The organism is Pseudarthrobacter sp. J1738 (genome assembly GCF_050490315.1).
Classification (GTDB): Bacteria; Actinomycetota; Actinomycetes; order Actinomycetales; family Micrococcaceae; genus JBNPEO01.
This window is the reverse complement of the sequence record NZ_JBNPEO010000004.1, coordinates 102,175-121,016: the sequence shown is the minus strand read 5'-3', so window position 1 is coordinate 121,016 and position 18,842 is coordinate 102,175. Positions and strand designations below refer to the sequence as shown.

18 protein-coding genes are annotated in these 18,842 nt (G+C 58.0%); 2 read left to right on the top strand and 16 right to left on the bottom strand.

What is annotated here, in order from left to right; translation table 11 throughout:
* Position 1: 1 nt before the first annotated feature.
* The 13 genes from ACQR35_RS08350 to ACQR35_RS08290 form a co-directional block, all read right to left on the bottom strand.
* Positions 2 to 442 carry a helix-turn-helix domain-containing protein gene (locus tag ACQR35_RS08350; RefSeq protein WP_430268734.1) on the bottom strand — a complete coding sequence of 147 codons (441 nt, stop codon included), beginning with the start codon at positions 440 to 442 and terminating at the stop codon, positions 2 to 4.
* A gap of 148 nt (positions 443 to 590) precedes the next feature.
* Positions 591 to 1,091, bottom strand: a complete 501-nt coding sequence (locus ACQR35_RS08345) for a CinA family protein (RefSeq protein WP_430269769.1) — start codon at positions 1,089 to 1,091, stop codon at positions 591 to 593.
* Entirely contained in the window at positions 1,088 to 1,729 is a 642-nt protein-coding gene (gene pgsA / locus ACQR35_RS08340) for a CDP-diacylglycerol--glycerol-3-phosphate 3-phosphatidyltransferase (protein ID WP_430268736.1), read from the bottom strand. Before pgsA ends, ACQR35_RS08345 begins: the two co-directional genes overlap by 4 nt.
* A gap of 41 nt (positions 1,730 to 1,770) precedes the next feature.
* A complete protein-coding gene (locus ACQR35_RS08335; RefSeq protein ID WP_430269768.1) occupies positions 1,771 to 4,620 on the bottom strand; it encodes a DNA translocase FtsK in 2,850 nt (949 codons plus the stop codon).
* Between the two features lie 106 nt (positions 4,621 to 4,726).
* Positions 4,727 to 6,418: a ribonuclease J gene (locus ACQR35_RS08330; RefSeq protein WP_430268738.1), complete on the bottom strand. Its 1,692-nt coding sequence runs from the start codon at positions 6,416 to 6,418 to the stop codon at positions 4,727 to 4,729.
* A gap of 40 nt (positions 6,419 to 6,458) precedes the next feature.
* A complete protein-coding gene (dapA, locus tag ACQR35_RS08325) occupies positions 6,459 to 7,370 on the bottom strand; it encodes a 4-hydroxy-tetrahydrodipicolinate synthase (protein ID WP_430268739.1) in 912 nt (303 codons plus the stop codon).
* A gap of 129 nt (positions 7,371 to 7,499) precedes the next feature.
* Positions 7,500 to 7,967: a hypothetical protein gene (locus ACQR35_RS08320; RefSeq protein WP_430268740.1), complete on the bottom strand. Its 468-nt coding sequence runs from the start codon at positions 7,965 to 7,967 to the stop codon at positions 7,500 to 7,502.
* Between the two features lie 3 nt (positions 7,968 to 7,970).
* Entirely contained in the window at positions 7,971 to 8,729 is a 759-nt protein-coding gene (gene dapB, locus ACQR35_RS08315) for a 4-hydroxy-tetrahydrodipicolinate reductase (RefSeq protein WP_430268741.1), read from the bottom strand.
* A gap of 26 nt (positions 8,730 to 8,755) precedes the next feature.
* Positions 8,756 to 9,187 carry a molybdenum cofactor biosynthesis protein MoaE gene (locus tag ACQR35_RS08310; protein WP_430268742.1) on the bottom strand — a complete coding sequence of 144 codons (432 nt, stop codon included), beginning with the start codon at positions 9,185 to 9,187 and terminating at the stop codon, positions 8,756 to 8,758.
* Positions 9,177 to 9,662 carry a MogA/MoaB family molybdenum cofactor biosynthesis protein gene (locus ACQR35_RS08305; protein WP_430268743.1) on the bottom strand — a complete coding sequence of 162 codons (486 nt, stop codon included), beginning with the start codon at positions 9,660 to 9,662 and terminating at the stop codon, positions 9,177 to 9,179. Before ACQR35_RS08305 ends, ACQR35_RS08310 begins: the two co-directional genes overlap by 11 nt.
* Entirely contained in the window at positions 9,659 to 10,171 is a 513-nt protein-coding gene (moaC, locus tag ACQR35_RS08300; RefSeq protein ID WP_430268744.1) for a cyclic pyranopterin monophosphate synthase MoaC, read from the bottom strand. Before moaC ends, ACQR35_RS08305 begins: the two co-directional genes overlap by 4 nt.
* Positions 10,159 to 11,376, bottom strand: coding sequence for a molybdopterin molybdotransferase MoeA (locus tag ACQR35_RS08295; RefSeq protein WP_430269767.1), 1,218 nt, complete (start codon positions 11,374 to 11,376; stop codon positions 10,159 to 10,161). Before ACQR35_RS08295 ends, moaC begins: the two co-directional genes overlap by 13 nt.
* 105 nt (positions 11,377 to 11,481) lie before the next feature.
* The gene (locus tag ACQR35_RS08290) at positions 11,482 to 13,062 is read right to left on the bottom strand and encodes a molybdopterin-dependent oxidoreductase (RefSeq protein ID WP_430269766.1); all 1,581 of its coding nucleotides are present in this window, start codon (positions 13,060 to 13,062) and stop codon (positions 11,482 to 11,484) included.
* Between the two features lie 113 nt (positions 13,063 to 13,175).
* Here ACQR35_RS08290 and moaA point away from each other — a divergent pair, with 113 nt between their 5' ends.
* On the top strand, positions 13,176 to 14,246 hold the full coding sequence (moaA, locus tag ACQR35_RS08285) for a GTP 3',8-cyclase MoaA (RefSeq protein ID WP_430268747.1): 1,071 nt from the start codon (positions 13,176 to 13,178) through the stop codon (positions 14,244 to 14,246).
* A 3-nt stretch (positions 14,247 to 14,249) separates the two neighbouring features.
* Entirely contained in the window at positions 14,250 to 14,516 is a 267-nt protein-coding gene (locus ACQR35_RS08280; RefSeq protein ID WP_430268748.1) for a MoaD/ThiS family protein, read from the top strand.
* A gap of 21 nt (positions 14,517 to 14,537) precedes the next feature.
* Here ACQR35_RS08280 and ACQR35_RS08275 read toward each other — a convergent pair whose 3' ends face one another.
* From ACQR35_RS08275 to rpsO, 3 genes are all read right to left on the bottom strand, one after another.
* A complete protein-coding gene (locus tag ACQR35_RS08275; protein ID WP_430268749.1) occupies positions 14,538 to 15,914 on the bottom strand; it encodes a M16 family metallopeptidase in 1,377 nt (458 codons plus the stop codon).
* Between the two features lie 3 nt (positions 15,915 to 15,917).
* Positions 15,918 to 18,179, bottom strand: coding sequence for a polyribonucleotide nucleotidyltransferase (locus tag ACQR35_RS08270; RefSeq protein WP_430268756.1), 2,262 nt, complete (start codon positions 18,177 to 18,179; stop codon positions 15,918 to 15,920).
* Positions 18,180 to 18,452: 273 nt separating this feature from the next.
* Positions 18,453 to 18,722 (bottom strand): 30S ribosomal protein S15, encoded by a 270-nt coding sequence (gene rpsO / locus ACQR35_RS08265; RefSeq protein ID WP_430268750.1) that lies wholly within the window; start codon positions 18,720 to 18,722, stop codon positions 18,453 to 18,455.
* Positions 18,723 to 18,842 lie beyond the last annotated feature (120 nt).

The window sequence follows — 18,842 nt, the reverse complement described above, 5'->3', positions numbered from 1 at the left end:
GTTAGCGGACGGACGTCACCAGGTTCTTATCCAGTTCCTCACGCAGTTCAGCGTTGAGGTCATGGCCGTAGCGGCGTGCGAATTCCTGAGGAACGGTGTCCGGGACAGCTACGCCTTCGGCCACCGCAACACGGTCACTCACTTCACGCAGCATCGTGGACAAGGGAACATCCAGTGCGGTGCAGATTGAGGACAACAATTCCGAGGATGCTTCCTTTTGGCCGCGTTCTACCTCACTCAAATACCCCAAGGACACGCGGGCACTGTGGGAGACTTCGCGGAGGGTACGGCCCTGACGTTGGCGGACATCCCGGAGAACATCACCGATCTCGTGACGTAGCACTACCATCTTGCGCTCCTTCTGCTCGCTTTTAGTCTGCTGAGCCAAACCCACATCCTTCCAGCGCACCACGCCGTTTACGGATACGGGCTGCTTTACCATCTGTATCGTCTTGCTCCTCTGACACATCGTCCGCTCGTTTGCGGTACGACTTCTTGGTTTCATCCTAGATCGCTTCGGTTCTTAGAAGCGACACAATGTAACAACTAACGGCGTGCAAGATTTGTTCCCAAAGACTCTACCCTCGGTTTCAGGCGTTATCTAGTGCCCCATCCAGCGCCTGAACAAGACGCCGAAGCGCTGCCTCTGTGCTTTCCGCACGAATCTGGCCCCGGTCGCCGTCGAACATGTACTCGAATACTTCCGCGCTGGTTGCCGAGGCCACCGCTATAAAAACTGTCCCCACACTTTTGCCATCGTGTGGATCCGGCCCCGCAACGCCTGTAGTGCTGACCGCTAGATCTGCCCCGCACGCCTCACGGGCGCCAGCTGCCATAGCCAGCGCTACGTTCGGATCCACGGAGCCCGCGGTAGCCAGTAACTCTGAATCAACTCCGAGGATCTTCGCCTTGACGTCGTTGTGGTAGGCGACCACACCTCCGCGAAAGGCCGCTGATGCACCAGAAATATTGGCAAGGGTCGCTGCGACTTGGCCGGCCGTGAGGGATTCCGCCGTGGCGATGGTCAGATTTTGACGCACCGCAGAAAGAACGACGTCGGCGGCTAGTTGATCTACGGCGCTCAAACTCACGCTTCGCCGTCCTTCGTTTGAGGAGCAGGGCCGGCGGCTGCGGCTGCCTTTCCGGCAGCGCGTAAACGCATTGCTGCCACCACGTACTCCACACCAGTCCACACGGTGATCAGTACTGCCACCAGCATCACGATAAACGCCACAACACCGAGCCACGATGCGATCGAGCCCAAGGGCATGATGTACAAGAAAATGGCGATGGTTTGGACAACCGTTTTAAGCTTGCCACCGCGGGAAGCTGGGATAACACCGTAGCGGATCACAAAAAAGCGCAAGCCCGTAATGCCCCACTCCCGGACCAAAATAACGATCGTGACCCACCAGGGTAGTTCAGCCAGGATCGAGAGCACTACCAGCGCTGAGCCAATGAGCAGTTTGTCCGCAATGGGATCTGCGATTTTACCGAAGTCGGTCACAAGCCCACGACTTCGGGCAATATCGCCGTCCAACTTATCGGTGTAGATGGCCACCGCAAACGCCACAACAGCCGCCCAACGCCATCCGCCGTGCATGGGTGACCCGCCCGGCGCATCGGCAAGTAGGAACCACACAAAAAATGGCACCAGTGCAATGCGCAGCATGGTCAAAATATTCGGCAGGTTCCAGATCTTTGCGGGGGAAGTCTCGCTAGTGCTCACGTCTCAAGGCTACCTTTGCTTGTTGGGCTGGAACTGACCGATTAGCGGCCGGTGAGTGACCAAGCGTCTTCGCCGGACTCATCATCGTCGTCGGCGCCGTCGTAATATTGAACGCTTTGTGCGCGAGCTTCCAGATCCTGAGCCACAAGGTCCTCACCGTAGCCACCGGTTTGGTGGTTGGCGTTGGCGTTGTCTTGCAGCGCGGCGGTGGTTGCGTCAGGTGCCGCAGCAGCTGCCGGAGCATCATCTCCTCGCATCGCGGCCATCACAGCCGCCAGATCATCGGGCTTAACAAGCACGTCCCGGGCCTTGGAACCTTCAGAAGGACCAACCACTCCCCTAGACTCCAGCAGGTCCATCAGACGTCCGGCCTTGGCAAAACCAACACGGAGCTTGCGTTGCAGCATCGAGGTGGAACCAAACTGGGTGGTGACCACAAGCTCAGTGGCTTGGAGGAGCACGTCCAGATCGTCTCCGATGTCGTCGTCGATCTGTTTCTTTTGCGTCTCGACGGCAACGTCTTCACGGTAGCTAACCTTCAGCTGACCCTTAACGTGCTCAACCACCTGGTGGATTTCCGATTCCGTAACCCACGCGCCTTGAACACGCATAGCTTTGGACGCGCCCATAGGCAAGAACAGGGCATCACCTTGACCGATGAGTTTCTCAGCACCCGGCTGGTCCAAGACCACTCGGGAGTCTGTGACGGATGAGGTTGCGAAAGCCATACGGGAGGGAACGTTGGCTTTAATCAGACCCGTTACTACGTCCACCGACGGGCGCTGAGTAGCCAAAACTAGGTGAATACCTGCAGCACGCGCCAGCTGGGTGATACGAACAATCGAATCTTCAACGTCGCGCGGCGCAACCATCATCAAGTCCGCAAGCTCATCCACAATCACGAGCAAGTAAGGGTACGGGCGGATGACACGTTTGGAGTCCACCGGCGGGTGAACCTTCCCTGCGCGCACTGCCTTATTAAAGTCATCAATGTGTTTGAAGCCGTAGTTGGCGAGGTCGTCGTACCGGGCGTCCATTTCGCGCACAACCCACTGGAGTGCTTCGGCGGCCTTTTTGGGGTTGGTAATGATCGGCGTGATCAGGTGCGGAACACCTTCATAGGCTGTCAGTTCCACTCGCTTGGGGTCCACCATGACCATTCGGACTTCGTCCGGTGTGGCGCGCATCAGCAACGAGGTGATCATCGAATTCACAAAGGACGACTTACCTGCACCAGTAGCACCAGCCACCAGCAAGTGCGGCATCTTGGCAAGGTTGGCTACAACAAAACCACCCTCAACGTCTTTACCCACACCCATCACCATGGGGTGATCAGTTCGGCGCGCGTTGTGGCTTCGCAGCACGTCACCCAGGGACACCGTTTCACGGTCCGTGTTCGGAATCTCGATACCAATGGCTGATTTGCCGGGGATGGGGCTCAAGATACGAACATCACTTGAGGCAACGGCATAGGAGATGTTCTTGGACAGCGCCGTCACACGCTCCACCTTGGTGCCCGGGGCCAGCTCAATTTCGTAGCGAGTCACGGTTGGTCCACGGCTAAATCCGGTGACCTTGGCGTCTACGTTGAACTGCTCAAGAGTGTCCGTGAGAGCAGCCACAACAGCGTCGTTGGCTTCGGTGCGTTCCTTCGGGGCACTTCCCGGCACCAAAATTTCTGAGTCAGGCAGGGTGTACGTCACGTCCCCAGCCAAGGAAAGTTGCTCGGTGCGTTGCGGAATGGGAGTAGGTGGCACTGGTGCCACCGGTGTGGAGGGAACCACCGGTACTGCGCCAGGAACAATGGGAATTGCTGCAGTGGCGTCCGGGTCAACAGGTGCCGGTGCTGAACTGACCTTGCCCAACCCTTGGGCCGCTTTGATCTTCTCCACGGCGATCTCCGCCTGGGTAGGACGGCGAACACCGGGCGCAACCTGAGGCTCTTTCGCAGCTTCCGCTGCTTCAGCCTCCTCGATAACGGCACGCTCGAAGGCCTCATCACCCACGTAGCCATCCAAAGCTGGGTCAATGTCCTGGTCCCTGCCAAAGAGGCGCATCTTTTTGCGCGGAGCTTTGACCTTGGATCCGCGATTGCTGTGCTCTTCGAGGTAACTACGATCGTGTTCATCCGGGTTGGGCTCCTCCAAGTCCAAGCCCATCAGGTGCTCGTAGCCCTCACGGATACGGCGTGGAATGGCTCCAAAAGGAGTAGCCGTCACAATCAGCAACGAGGTAAATGCCAGCGCAATGAAGATCACATACGGCACAACGCTATGGATCGCGGCAAAGGGCGAGGCCGCCAAGAACCCGAGGATACCTCCGGCTTGGCGCAATCCTGCAAAGCCATCGGCAACAGATGGTTGGCCACCGATCATGTGGGCTATTCCGGTCCCCGAAACGGTCATGACCAAAAAACCGATGCCGATGCGGTTGTTCCCTCGGCCGTCCTGTGGCTTGCGGAACAACCGGAAAGCGCAGACTAGGAGTATCAAGGGCAACACAAGTGACATCCAGCCGAAGGTGCCCTCAACAATATTTCCAACTGCCTCGGCAAACCATCCGGTGAAGCCCCACCATGCAAAGGTGGCGATAAAAACAGCTAGCACGAGGTTGAAGAGGGCTGCACCATCGCGGCGTTCACTCGGTTCAATCCCGCTAACGTCATGCCCAATCCTGCGCACACCGGCACCAATGACGTGGCCAAGGCCCCGCCACGCGCCGGTTATGCCTCTGACCAGTGCATTTGATTGAGGTTCGACGACGGCCACTTGGCGCGTGCGAGCCGTGGGGGCACCGCTTTTAGCCCCGGCGCCGGAGCGGCTCCGAGCTGGGGTGGTGCTGGTTTTGCCGCGTGGATTTCCCTTTGGCGCGGAGGAAGTACGAGTCGCCATACTCGCCACGCTACCGGAAATGGCCCTGAAATCCGCGGATTTCAGGGCCATTGGGCGGCTGTGTTGCCACAGCTAAGCGGAGAGCTGAACTCCTCGCAGAGTAGTTTTATGCTTCGAGAACCACCGGGATGATCATCGGACGGCGGCGCAAACGGCGGTTTACCCAGGTGCCAATAACGCGGCGAACAACCTGCTGCAATTGGTGCGCAGTGTGATCGTTGTGCGCGAGTACTGCCTCCTGCAGAGCCTGGTTGATCTTGGGGATGATCTCGTCAAAGACCGAATCATCCTCTGCCACACCACGGGCGTGGATCTCCGGACCGGACAAGATTTGGCCGGTGGTCCGGTTGATGACCGTGATCACCGAAATGAAGCCTTCATCACCGAGGATGACACGATCTTTGAGGTCTGCATCAGTGATTTCGCCAACGCTGGATCCATCCACGTAGACAAACCCGACTTCAACCTGACCAACAATGTTGGCCTCGTGATCTCGAAGGTCTACAACGGTTCCGTTGTCGCCGAGGATCACGCTCTCGGCAGGAACACCAGACACTTCGGCGATCTTGCCGTTGGCAATCAGGTGGCGGGTTTCACCGTGGACCGGCATAGCGTTGAGCGGTTCAAGGATGTTGTAGCAGTAGAGGAGCTCTCCTGCGGCGGCGTGGCCGGAGACGTGAACCTTAGCGTTGCCCTTGTGAATAACGTCAGCACCAAGCTTGAGCAGGCTGTTGATAACACGGTAGACGGCGTTCTCGTTACCCGGGATCAGGCTTGAGGCCAGGATGACAGTGTCCCCCTCGCCAACGTTCACGCGGTGCTCACCGGATGCCATACGGGAGAGTGCGGCCATGGGCTCACCCTGTGAACCTGTAGACATCAGAACCACTTTGTGGTCTGGAAGGTTGTCCACGTTTTTGAGGTCCACCAAGATGCCCTTGGGTACGTTCAAGTAGCCCAGCTTGGCGGCGATCTGCATATTGCGGACCATGGAACGGCCCACAAAGGCTACCGAGCGGTTGTGCTTTGCAGCAGCGTCAAGGACTTGCTGCACACGGTGAATGTGTGAAGAGAACGATGCCACAATGATCCGCTTTTTGGCCTCGCCGAAGAGACGATCCAGGGTGGGGCCAATCTCGCGTTCGGCCGTGGTGAAACCAGGAACGTCAGCGTTGGTGGAGTCAGCCATAAACAGGTCAACGCCTTCTTCACCCAATCGGGCAAAGTGACGCAGATCGGTGATGCGGCCATCAAGAGGCAACTGGTCCATCTTGAAGTCGCCAGTGTGCAGCACTGTGCCACCCTCGGTGCGGATAAACACAGCGAGAGCATCCGGGATGGAGTGGTTAACCGCTACAAACTCACATTCAAAGGGACCGAACTGTTCAATCTGGCCTTCTTCAACGGTCAAGGTGTACGGCTTGATCCGGTGTTCTTGAAGCTTGGCCTCAATCAGGGCCAGGGTCAGCTGCGAGCCGATGAGCGGGATGTCTTTGCGAAGGCGCAAAAGGTACGGAACAGCGCCGATGTGGTCCTCGTGACCGTGAGTCAGAACAACACCCACTACGTCATCGAGGCGGTCTTCGATGTAGGAGAAGTCCGGCAGGATCAGGTCAACACCGGGCTGTGTCTCCTCGGGGAAGAGCACACCGCAGTCAACAATCAGGAGCTTGGAGTTGATCTCGAATACAGCCATGTTGCGGCCGATCTCGCCGAGACCACCCAGCGGCACAATTCGTAGAGTGCCGTTTTTGAGTTTGGGTGGGGTCGTCAGACTAGGCAGGGCAGTTTGAGTCATATTTGGCTACTTTCCAGGCAGTAGCTGGCCAGCTGCTGGACTATTCGCCCAACACCCAACCGGCACTTGCCAAGTCCTCGCGGATGATTGCTGTCTCAGTCTCGTCCGGCTCCACGAGGGGCAATCGAACAACCGAGTTGGGCAGGACTCCCTGCCACTTGAGAATCTGTTTGGCGGCTACAGCGCCCTGGACTCGCGTCATGGTGGCACGCACCACGGGTTCCAGTTCAAAATTTAGCGTACGGGCCGTGGCAAGGTCGTTCGCGTTGATCGCATCGATCAACTGACGGAACTTCGCGGTGGCTACGTGCGTGGTGACACCAATAAGGCCGACGGCGCCTAGGGCCATCCACTGCAGGGTCAGTCCGTCGTCGCCCGAGTAAAAGTCCAGATCCGTTTCTGCCATCACGCGGGTAGCAGCGGCAAAGTCAGCCTTGGCATCCTTGACGGCCACGATGTTCTGGTGCTTGGACAAGGCGATCATTGTTTCCGGAGCGATGGCAATGGAGGAACGGCCCGGGATGTCATAAACCATCACAGGAAGGTCAGTGGACGAGGCCACAGCCTCGAAGTGTGCTTTGACACCGGCTTGGCTGGGCTTGTTGTAGTAAGGGGTGACAATGAGCAGACCGTCCACACCGAGCTTTGCCGCTTCTTGGGACAAATGAACGGAGTGTGCAGTGTCATTGGTACCTGTACCGGCAATAATGGTGGCGCGAGAACCAACTGCTTCTTTAACAGCCCGGAACATACCCAGGTTTTCTTCATCCGTCAGAGTGGACGTCTCGCCCGTAGTTCCGGTAACCACTAAGGCGTCGCAGCCGTCGTCGACAAGCTTGGTGGCGAGCTCTTGGGCTTGTTTGTAATCAACGGTTCCGTCCTCAGAAAACGGGGTGACCATTGCGGTCGCCAAGGTTCCAAAGGTGTGGGTGCGGAGATTAGATTCGGCCATGTAAAAAACGTTACCTTGAATCTGCTCAGATGCGGCAATGGGGCACACGTGATCCACGTCAAAGCATGCCCGAATGTGTCATATTACTGATGTTCGGCCCGATCTTCTCTGAGCCTGCCGAGGGTAGTGCTAGTTACGGAAGAGTTTGATGGCGTCACGCATCGCCGAACGGGCACGCTTACGGTCCCCTGCGGCGTCGTACGCGCACGAGAGCCGGAACCAAGAGCGCCAGTTGTCTGGATCTGCTTCAGCTTCTGCCTGATATTTGGCAAATTCGGCGTCTGCCGCTGCTCGCACAATTCGTCCACCGGGGGTACGCGGCAAGTTATCCACCGGCAGCCCACCCTCTGTTTCAAGGATGCGAGCCATTTGCTCGGTGCGGGCACCGAAGATTAGTTCACGAGCCAACGCCCAAACGCCAACAATGGGTAACAGTAGGTACGCAAGACCAATGGCTTTGGCGATCCAGCTAGGATCCAACAAAAACAGCACAGCCCGTTGGAAGGTCACCACCAGATAGAACGCGAGCAAGAGCGTGATGGCTCCTACCCAAATTTTGGTGCGGTTCCGTTTAAAAGTTTCCAGAATAGTACTCACGCCTCAGAGGCCCAGATCCAAGTAGCCATCTAGGCCCACGGTTAGACCGGGGTGAGCTGCGACTTCACGAAGCCCCAGCAGGACGCCTGGCATAAATGAGGCACGGTCAAAGGAATCGTGACGAATGGTCAGTTGTTCTCCGGCTGAACCTAAAAGAACCTCTTGGTGGGCCACGAGTCCGCGCAAGCGAACACTGTGGACCCGAATACCATCCACTTCGGCCCCACGTGCGCCGTCAGGGTCACTGGTTGTGGCATCGGGGCTCTTGGCCACCCCCGCCTCGGCACGCGCTGCAGCCACCAACTGAGCGGTGCGCACGGCTGTGCCAGAAGGTGCGTCTACCTTGTTGGGGTGATGTAGTTCAATCACTTCAACTGATTCGAAGTATTGCGCGGCTTTGGCTGCAAATGCTGAAGCCAACACCGATCCAAGAGCAAAGTTCGGGGCGATGAGCACACCGGTCTCTGGGTGTTCTGCCAGTAATTCACGCAGGGCATCGCAGCGCTTGGCGTCCCATCCCGTGGTGCCAACCACCGCGTGGAGCCCGTGCTCCACAGCGAAGCGAACGTTAGCTTCAGTGCTTTCCGGGACGGTAAGGTCCACCACGTGGGTGGCGCCGCTGGCCAGAATAGACTCCAGCGAATCGTTGCGCCCCAAGCTTGCAACTAAGTTCAGATCCGGTGCTGCTTCGATGGCCTTAACGGCCTCAGCACCCATTCGTCCTGAGGCACCAAGCAGGGCCACGGAAATCGTTTTGCTCATGGTTCCAAGCCTACCGTCGAGCTCAACTACTCCCCTACGCCTACCCACTCTTGGGTGCCGTCCGCAAAAAATTGTTGCTTCCAAATGGGCACTTCGGCCTTGATCCGATCAACCAATTCGGAGCACCAACGGAAGGCCTCGCCACGGTGCGCCGCCGAGACAGCACACGCCAGAGCAGTGTCACCAATCTCCAGATCGCCCACCCGGTGGGCGGCCCAAATGCGGACTCCATCTCCGGCTTCTGCAACCACTTCGGCCAGAACCTTGGCAAGCACGGCTTCGGCGCTGGGATGGGCGCTGTACGCCAGACGTGTGACGGCTTTGCCGCCGTCGTGGTTGCGGACCACACCCGAAAAACCAACCACTGCACCAGCCGTGGAATGCGCGACGGCGGCACTAGCCTGATCAACGGAAATGGGCTCTGCTGACAAAACAGCGTGTGCAACGTTAGTGCTCATGACTGCCGTCCACCTGCTCACACAAATGCGCTAAAACGGGGTCCAACAGACTGAGCCCATCCATTACTGCGTGCGGGGAGCCAGGCAGATTCACTACAAAACAGTTCCCCGCCATTCCGGCATAGCCGCGGCTCAACATAGCCATCGGTGTGTTCTCACGCCCAGCAGCTCGTAGCGCCTCCATAATGCCCGGGATCTGGCGGTCAATGAGAGGCAACGTTTGCTCCGGGGTTTGATCATCCGGGCTCAAGCCCGTGCCGCCACTGGTGATAATCACCGAGGGTTTAGTTAGCAAAAGTCCGCGAAGAGCAGCACCCACCGCCCCGCCGTCGGGCACTACAACTGGTGCGTGGATCTCAAAACCGTGCTCAACTAGCCAGTCAACAATCACCGGCCCGGTGAGATCCTGGTACTGACCGCTCGCAGCTCGAGTGGAGGCGATCACAACGCCAGCGCGCCTGATGGTGCTGTTCATAGTTTCCAATCCCCGCTTTTGCCGCCGCTTTTTGCCTGGACCAAAATGTCGGTGATCACTGCATGTTTATCCACGGCCTTGATCATGTCGTAAACGCTCAGCGCTGCAACACTAGCGGCCGTCAACGCTTCCATCTCAACACCTGTCACACCCAAGGTCTTGACGGTGGCCAAAACAGTCACCGAGGTTTCGCCGGTTTCAAAGTCCACAGTGACTTTGCTCAATGGCAGAGGATGGCACAGCGGAACCAGCTCGGGAGTCTTTTTCGCTGCCATAATGCCGGCGATCCGAGCCACGGACAACGCATCCCCCTTGGGAAGCCCGCCGCTGGTGAGCAGGCTCAACACTTCGACGGTAGTGTTCACCACTGCCTGCGCGGTGGCCTGGCGCGTTGTGGCGGCTTTGGCGCTCACATCAACCATGTGCGCGCTGCCGTCGGCACGCAGATGCGTCAACGACGGCTGCGTTGCTGGAGTTCGGGAGGAATCTGCTGGCTTCACAACATCCATACTTCCACGTCGGCGCCGGTCTTAAGCTCCTGAACATCCACCGGGACATGAACCACAGCATTGGATGCAGCGGCTGCGCTCAGCAGGTGTGAACCCGGCCCGCCCATAACTTCCACTGTGCCATCCGCGTGCAAGACGGCCCGCCGCAATTGGTGTTTTGCCCGGGGCGAGCTGAGCGGTTCGCGAAGTTTGGCGCGGACCACAGGTCGCGGCGCTGGCGAGCCAAAGAGTGAGGTCAGGGCCGGGCGAAGAAACATCTCGAAGGAAAGCAAAGAACTCACCGGGTTGCCGGGGAAAGCCAGCAACGGAACCCCTCGGTACGTGCCTAGGCCCTGCGGCCCGCCTGGCTGCATGGCCACGCTGACAAAGTCTACGACGGCGGAATCCCCCGCCATCGCTTGGCGAACCACTTCAAACGCACCCTTGCTGATCCCACCGCTTGTGACGATCAGCTCCACACCATCCAAGGCCTCATCCAAGTGGGCTCGCAGGGCATCGGGGTTATCCGCACTAGCGCGCAACTGGATAACTTTCACTCCAGCAGCCTCCATGGACGCGGCCAAGAGGGTTGAATTGGCGTCAAAGATTTGACCTGCATTGAGTTCACCGCCGGGCTGGACAACTTCATCTCCCGTGGCCAAAAGCAGCGCTGTGGGCAGGGTTGTGACCTCAACCGTGGCAATACCTAAACCTGCGAGGAGCCCCAATTGGGCAGCGCCCAGAGCTGTTCCGGCGCGCAACGCCACATCCCCCGCCAAGATGTCACCACCGCGCTCGCGCACAAAAGCACCACGTGTAACAGGAGGCAGGCTTACCGTGAGGCCCTCATTAGTCCCGTTCAGGAAATCGAAGGTATTGGGGGCGGCCGCTTCCACGGGGATCACCGCATCAGCACCTGGTGGCATCATGGCACCAGTCATAATCGGTGCCGCGTAACCTGCCGGCAAATCTGACGCTGCCGTCCCTGCCGCAATGGTGGCAACTAGGGGCAAAGGGCCACCATCGGGGCCCAGATCCGCGGCCCGGATGGCGTACCCATCCATTTGTGAGTTATCAAAAGGTGGCAAGGACACTGGCGCGTGGACGTCGTTTGCCAGCGCACGTCCCAAAGCCTGAACCAGCGGTAACTGTTGAGTCCCCAGCTTGTTGGGAAGGGAACTCAAAAGCTCAAGCACGGCGGTGCTGTGCTCTAGGACTGTGCGCATGGACCGAGCCTCTCAAATATTCAGCACCATAATTTCGATTCCACTGTAGCCGGGGTGCCGGCAGCTCGAATGATCAAATTTGCTGGTGGTCTAACTTGTTGTGCTCTATTTTGCTGTGACGTTGACAGTATGGAGGCCAGTTGAACCGTCTGGTGCTACCGGCGTCTCAGCTTCAATCTGCCACTGCCCACTGACGTTTTTTGCCCTCGCTTGAACGTTATGTGCACCAACAGCCAAGGTTACGGTGGCTCTCCACTGAACCCAAGTGTTTTTGGAGATGCCGGTAGCAAGAACCGCATCGATCCATTCGCCGCCATCCACCCGGACTTGCACAGCAGATACGCCGTCTCCTTGAGCCCACGCCATCCCGCCTAGGACTAGTTCCCCGGCAGTAACAACAGCTCCCGGGCGTGGTGTGTCAATCCGCGAGGACATTTTGATGGGCCCGTGATCTGACCAACCACGTGTGGACCAATAGGCCACATCTTTGCCAAAGCTACTGACCTTGATCTCACTGATCCATTTGGTGGCTGAGACAAAGCCGTAAAGACCCGGCACAATAAGTCGGGCTGGAAACCCATGCTCCGCTGGCAATGGCTCCCCATTCATGCCCACCGCCAGGACAGCCGCGCGTCCATCCGTCATAGCTTCGAGCGGAGTACTGGCTGTAAAACCGTCAACACTCGTGGAAAAAATCATGTTTGCGCCCGGCTGCACTCCGGCCTGTGCCAACAAACTCTTAACGGGAACACCTAACCAGCGCGCATTGCCAATCAAGTCCCCACCCACCTCGTTGGAGACACACGCGATAGTGATGTACTGCTCGATCATCGGCATGGCCAAAATCTGGTCCAGGGTGAACTCCAATTGATGATCAACCATCCCGGTGATGCGCAATTTCCACCCATCAGGATTCACAAACGGCACTACCAAGGCAGTGTCTATCCGGTAGAAATTAGCGTTGTCAGTCACCAAAGGAGTTAACCCGGGGAGGTTAATATTTGCGCTCACCGCCGGTGCTTTCGCGGCTACTGCCGGCTTAGGGAGCCGGATGAGGTTTCTGGCAGATGTTGTTACAGCCCCAGCTGAACGGACAGTCCCCGCCGCAATAGCCGCCACAGCACCCGCTGCCGTTGCAAACGCGAGCGAACCAAGGAACTTCCGCCGTGCAGCAGTAGCTGCCGCGGGAGCTGGTGCTGCAGAAACGGCAGGAGCGGAGCCGTCACCCAGAGCCATTCCCGACCGTTGTGCCGCACGAGAAAAGTAGGTTAATAGCACTGCTGCAAGCACGGCGTCGAGCACTGGTAGCAGCAGGCTGGGCGCGCTACTTCCTGACCGTGAAGCAACACCCGCGATTCCAATGGCCCCAAAAACGGCCACAATGGCCACCCCCGCCCACCGGCGCGAGAACTCGGCCACCCCCGCGATAACTGCCATCCCCAGCAGCACAGCGCAAAGAACCATAATAAAAACAAGTTTGTCAGCGGTGCCAAAAAGCCCAACAGCCCAGTCTTTAACCCCAGGAGGAAAAGAATCGATCACTGCCCCACCTACGGCTGTGATCGGCGAGAGTGACGGCGAAAAAATCGCCGCCACGAGCTCTCCAACGGCAACACCCCCACCCACTGCTACCACTCCGGACACGGCGGCCCACCTTTTCAGCCGGGCGGTTGGGATCTTGTGCATAAAACAACACTATGCTCCGTCTAGCTGATGGGAGGATGTGAATCTGTGATGGCAGTTTCCGGTAGAACTCGTCACACCGGTCACCTTGGCAGCAAGTGGCGTAGCCTGAAGTGATGAACATACAGCGCACTGCGGGAGAGCTTTCCGCCGGTCTCATTGACCGCTTTGGCCGCAAGGCCACTGATATGCGCCTCTCGCTCACGGATAAATGCAATTTGCGCTGCACCTACTGCATGCCCGCGGAAGGCCTAGATTGGCTCAAACGCGAGGCCGTTCTCAGCGCGGATGAGATTGTGCGCCTTGTCCGGATCGGTGTGGAGATGCTGGGTGTGCGCGAATTGCGCCTCACCGGTGGGGAGCCGCTGGTGCGCGCTGACCTCGTGGAAATTATCACGCGTTTACGGAACGCTCACCCGGAGTTGCCGATCTCTCTGACTACCAATGCTGTGGGTTTGGACCGCAAAGCAGTAGCGCTCAAAGCCGCTGGCCTGAGCCGAATCAACGTCTCCTTAGATTCAATTCATGCCGAAACCTTTGCTGAACTCACCCGCAGGCCCGTTCTGGACCGGGTATTAGCGGGGATTGAGGCTGCCAGCGACGCAGGATTGGGCCCGATCAAAATCAATGCAGTGCTGATGCGCGGGATCAACGACGCTCAAGCCCCTGAGCTACTGCAGTGGTCACTGGAGCGTGGTTATGAACTTCGTTTTATTGAGCAGATGCCTCTGGATGCAGATCACGGCTGGACACGGACGGACATGATTACGGCCGCTGAAATCCGTGGCGGACTAGAACAAGACTTTGTTTTGAGCCCGGACCCAAGAGAGCGCGACGGCGCCCCCGCCGAACGGTATGAGGTACGGCATCGTCGAGGTGCTAGTGATACCACCGGTGGTGATCTTCTAGGGACCGTTGGGATTATTGCCTCGGTTACCGAACCGTTCTGCGCCGATTGTCGACGCACTCGGGTCACTGCCGAAGGGAAAATCATGAGCTGCCTGTTTTCCCGCGAGGAAACCGACCTGATGGCCCACTTGCGTTCTGGTGCCTCGGATGAGGACGTAGCTGCCGTGTGGCAAAACGCTATGTGGTCCAAACCCAAGGCTCACGGTATGGGTCACACGGGCCTTGGGGACACTGAATTTGTACAACCTGACCGCTCGATGAGCGCGATTGGTGGTTAGCACGTGCTGATTCGATACTTTGCCGCGGCCAGCGCTGCCGCCGGCACGGATGAAGAACGTCTGGAATTGCCTAGTGGCACCTCCTTGGAGGGCCTCTTGAAGGCGATCCTCGGCGTCGAACGTTCCGTTCAGGACCCAAACGCTCCGGCACTTTCTACGGTGCTTGCGCGCAGCAGTTTTTTGCTCAACGGCGTGGCAACGCGTCACCATCAGATAATGCTCGACGCCGATGACACGGTTGATGTTTTACCGCCCTTTGCGGGCGGCTAAGCGAAAGTAGGGCTACTCGGCTTAGAGGCCGAAGTCTTCAGTTTCCTCGAACGGTCCAACCACAGTGACAGTGCGCGGCGATTTAGCCAACCACTGCGCCAGCTCTTGCACCTGTTCAACGGTGACGGCCCGGATCTGGCTGAGGGTTTCTTCGATGTCTTGGAACTCACCGGAAACCAACTCGGCGCGCCCCAAACGGGACATACGTGATCCGGTATCTTCTAGGGCCAAAACAATACCGCCACTGAGCTGCCCCACAGCTTTGCGGAGTTCCTCGCCAGTAATGCCATGCTCGGCAAGCTTATCCAGCTCAACGCCCAGAAGCTCAATCACCTGGCGGACTTTTGCTGGGGAGCAACCCGCATACATTCCAAAGTAACCAGCGTCGGCGTAAGCGGACGCAAAGGAGTACGTCGAGTAAACCAAACCGCGCTTCTCGCGGATCTCTTGGAAAAGGCGTGAAGACATTCCGCCGCCCAGAACAGCGTTGAGCACACTCATCACGTAGCGGCGACTGTCAGTGGCCACAATTGAAGGGCAACCCATAATGATGTTGGCCTGCTCAACTTGGCGCTTGATAACGTGCATACCTTCGGTACCCGTCACAGTAGCGGGCTCAGTGGAGCGGCGGGCTACTGGCGCAGCCTGAGGATCAAGCTTCCAACCGGCTTGATGCAGTGCTTCCAAGACCTGTTGACACAGTTGATCATGGTCTAGGCCACCAGCAGCAGTAATAACTAGCTCTTCCGGCCGGTAGTAACGCTGGTAGTGCTCCCACACAGCCTCGCGGCCAACCGCTTTGATGGCCTCGGGCGTTCCGCCAATGGGGCGTCCTAGGGGGTGTGCACCGAGTACTGCTGCAACAAAATTTTCGTGAGCAACGTCGGTGGGATCGTCACTATCCATGGCGATCTCTTCAAGAATGACGTCGCGCTCTTGCTCAAGCTCTTCCGGATCCAAAACCGCGGAGGTGATCATGTCCGCAATAACATCAATGGCCATGGGCAGATCAGAATCCAAAACGCGAGCAAAGTAGCAGGTACTTTCCTTCGCGGTGGCTGCGTTTGATTCGCCACCAACCTCGTCAAAAGCCGAGGCAATTTCTAGCGCTGTGCGCTTTTTGGTGCCCTTGAACAGCAGGTGCTCAAGGAAATGGGTTGAGCCGTGTTGGCCCGCGGCTTCGTCCCGCGAGCCAACACCAACCCAAAATCCAATTGTCGCTGACCTCTGACCTGGCATGGCCTCAGTGAGGACACGCACTCCACCGGGGAGGACCGAGCGACGCACTTGTGCGCCACCGGCTTCTCCGTGGATCAGGCTGGAGTGGCCTTGAACGGCTGAGCCGTCAGTGCTTTCTCCGTGGTGGCCAGGGGTCAGCGGCAAATGAATGATTGTCATGTATTACGCGTCTTCGCCTTCTGCAGCGTCCTCGGAGTGAACGCGCTCGGTCTCAACCGCTGCGCCTTCTTCCTCAGCAACAACAGGAGAGAGCGAAAGCTTTCCGCGGTCATCGATCTTGGTGATTTCCACTTGGATCTTCTGACCAACGCCAACAACGTCATCCACGTTATCCACGCGCTTGCCACCGGCGAGCTTACGCAGTTCGGAGATGTGCAGCAGGCCGTCCTTGCCCGGGGTCAAGGAGATGAATGCACCGAAGGTGGTGGTCTTGACAACCGTACCGAGGTAACGCTCGCCAATTTCCGGAACCTGCGGGTTGGCGATCGCGTTGATAGCGGAGCGTGCAGCCTCTGCCGAAGGACCATTGGTGGCACCGATGTAAACGGTTCCGTCGTCCTCGATCGAGATGTCAGCGCCGGTATCTTCCTGGATCTGGTTGATCATCTTGCCCTTGGGGCCAATGACCTCGCCGATCTTGTCCACGGGGATCTTCACTGCGATAACACGAGGAGCGAACTCAGAGAGCTCGTCAGGGGTATCGATCGCTGCGTTGAGAACCTCGAGGATGTGCAAGCGGGCTTCACGAGCCTGCTTGAGTGCGGCGGCCAAAACCGAAGCGGGGATACCGTCCAGCTTGGTGTCCAACTGGATAGCCGTAACGAATTCAGAAGTACCGGCAACCTTGAAGTCCATGTCACCGAAGGCATCTTCGGCGCCGAGGATGTCAGTCAAAGCAGCGTAGCGAGTTTCGCCGTCGACCTGGTCAGAAACCAAGCCCATTGCGATACCGGCAACCGGTGCCTTGAGCGGAACGCCAGCGTTGAGCAAGGACAGCGTTGAGGCGCAGACCGAACCCATGGAGGTGGAACCGTTGGATCCGAGTGCCTCGGAGACCTGACGGATGGCGTACGGGAATTCTTCACGTGAAGGCAATACCGGCACAAGTGCACGCTCTGCCAAGGCACCGTGACCGATTTCGCGGCGCTTGGGGGAACCAACGCGGCCGGTTTCACCGGTGGAGTACGGCGGGAAGTTGTAGTTGTGCATGTAGCGCTTGGTCTTGACGGGAGACAGCGAGTCGATCTGCTGTTCCATCTTGAGCATGTTCAAGGTGGTGACGCCCATAATCTGGGTTTCGCCACGCTCGAAGATTGCCGAACCGTGTACGCGCGGCAGAACCTCAACCTCGGCGGTGAGCTGACGGATGTCCGTCAAGCCGCGGCCGTCAATACGGATCTGGTCCTTGAGGATGCGCTGGCGCACAACCTTCTTGGTGACCGAGCGGAATGCTGCGGAGAGTTCCTTCTCGCGACCTTCGAACTCAGCGGCTAGGCCAGAAATGACCTCGTCCTTGAGCGCGTCAGAGGCGTTGTCCCGCTCTTGCTTGTCAGCGATCTGGAAGACGCTGGCGAGCTTTTCGGCTGCAGCGGACTCAACAGCGGCGAAGACGTCATCTTCGTAGTCCAAGAAGACCGGGAATTCAACGGTGGGCTTGGCAGCGCGAGCAGCCAAGTCTGCCTGTGCTTCACACAGCGCCTTGATGAACGGCTTTGCAGCTTCGAGACCCTCAGAAACAACTTCTTCGGTAGGAGCAGTTGCGCCCTGTTCCTTGATGAGGTTCCAAGCATTGTCAGTAGCTTCGGCTTCAACCATCATGATGGCGATGTCATCACCGGCAACGCGGCCGGCAACAACCATGTTGAAGACCGAGTTCTCCAGCTGAGAGTGCTTGGGGAAAGCGACCCACTGTGAACCCTGCTCGTCAGCTACGAGTGCAACACGAACACCACCGATGGGACCCGAGAACGGCAAACCGGAGAGCTGGGTGGAGATCGAGGATGCGTTGATAGCTACTACGTCGTAGAGCTCGTCCGGGTTGATGGCCAACACGGTAACAACGATCTGTACTTCGTTGCGCAGGCCCTTGACGAATGCCGGGCGCAACGGGCGGTCCATCAAACGGCAAGCCAAAATGGCTTCCGTGGACGGGCGACCTTCGCGGCGGAAGAAGCTGCCCGGGATACGGCCAGCAGCGTACATACGCTCCTCGACGTCCACGGTCAGCGGGAAGAAGTCGAACCCTTCGCGCGGGGACTTGCCTGCGGTGGTTGCGGAAAGCAGCGCGGTGTCATCGTCGATGTACACCATTGCTGCACCGGCTGCTTGCTTGGCAAGACGGCCTGTTTCAAAGCGAATAACGCGCTTGCCGAAGCGGCCATTGTCAATGACGGCTTCTGAGAACTGGATTTCGGGACCCTCCAAGAGAGTCACCTCCGTTTCTGCTTAGCGGAGCCACCATAATCAGCCCAGGATCAGAACGTTCTGCCTGTACAACACCCGGTCTTCGATCGAGATCCACGGGCCTATGTGCTGCCCAGCGGGCCAGCACTTCCCGGAGATCACTACCGAGGACCGCGAATGCGCGATTTCTGGTTGAAACTCCTATTGATTTTTTGAATTACTAGCTCGGAAAGCTATCCGTGCTGCGAAAGAAGGCGGTCTTTCCCCATGGGGAAAGAACCGCCCTCAGTCTAACTAGCGACGCAGGCCGAGGCGCTCAATGAGCGTACGGTAGCGCGTGATGTCAGTGTCGTGCAGGTAGCGCAGCATGCGCTTACGACGACCTACCAAGCCCATAAGGCCACGGCGGGTGTGGTGATCGTGCTTGTGCATCTTCAGGTGTTCCGTCAGGTCAGAGATGCGCTTGGACAGCACAGCAATCTGAACCTCGGGTGAGCCGGTGTCGGCTTCGCCCGTTGCGTATTCCTTCATGATCTGCTGCTTGATGGCGGCGTCAAGTGCCACAATAACTCCTAGAGTTGTGCCGTGAGGCCCGGATCAGTAGATCACTGCCGGGTTGCATTGCCACCGCCAAAGCGGCTTATAGCAAATGCAGGATCAGGCAACCACGGACTGCAGCCGGAT

Bases quoted from the DNA above. Each gene is read 5' to 3' on its own strand.
- ACQR35_RS08350 (WP_430268734.1), bottom strand. From the start codon at position 442: ATGGTAAAGCAGCCCGTATCCGTAAACGGCGTGGTGCGCTGGAAGGAT.
- ACQR35_RS08335 (WP_430269768.1), bottom strand. From the start codon at position 4,620: ATGGCGACTCGTACTTCCTCCGCGCCAAAGGGAAATCCACGCGGCAAA.
- ACQR35_RS08330 (WP_430268738.1), bottom strand. From the start codon at position 6,418: ATGACTCAAACTGCCCTGCCTAGTCTGACGACCCCACCCAAACTCAAA.
- dapA (WP_430268739.1), bottom strand. From the start codon at position 7,370: ATGGCCGAATCTAATCTCCGCACCCACACCTTTGGAACCTTGGCGACC.
- dapB (WP_430268741.1), bottom strand. From the start codon at position 8,729: ATGAGCAAAACGATTTCCGTGGCCCTGCTTGGTGCCTCAGGACGAATG.
- ACQR35_RS08310 (WP_430268742.1), bottom strand. From the start codon at position 9,187: ATGAGCACTAACGTTGCACACGCTGTTTTGTCAGCAGAGCCCATTTCC.
- ACQR35_RS08305 (WP_430268743.1), bottom strand. From the start codon at position 9,662: ATGAACAGCACCATCAGGCGCGCTGGCGTTGTGATCGCCTCCACTCGA.
- moaC (WP_430268744.1), bottom strand. From the start codon at position 10,171: ATGGATGTTGTGAAGCCAGCAGATTCCTCCCGAACTCCAGCAACGCAG.
- ACQR35_RS08295 (WP_430269767.1), bottom strand. From the start codon at position 11,376: ATGCGCACAGTCCTAGAGCACAGCACCGCCGTGCTTGAGCTTTTGAGT.
- ACQR35_RS08290 (WP_430269766.1), bottom strand. From the start codon at position 13,062: ATGCACAAGATCCCAACCGCCCGGCTGAAAAGGTGGGCCGCCGTGTCC.
- moaA (WP_430268747.1), top strand. From the start codon at position 13,176: ATGAACATACAGCGCACTGCGGGAGAGCTTTCCGCCGGTCTCATTGAC.
- ACQR35_RS08275 (WP_430268749.1), bottom strand. From the start codon at position 15,914: ATGACAATCATTCATTTGCCGCTGACCCCTGGCCACCACGGAGAAAGC.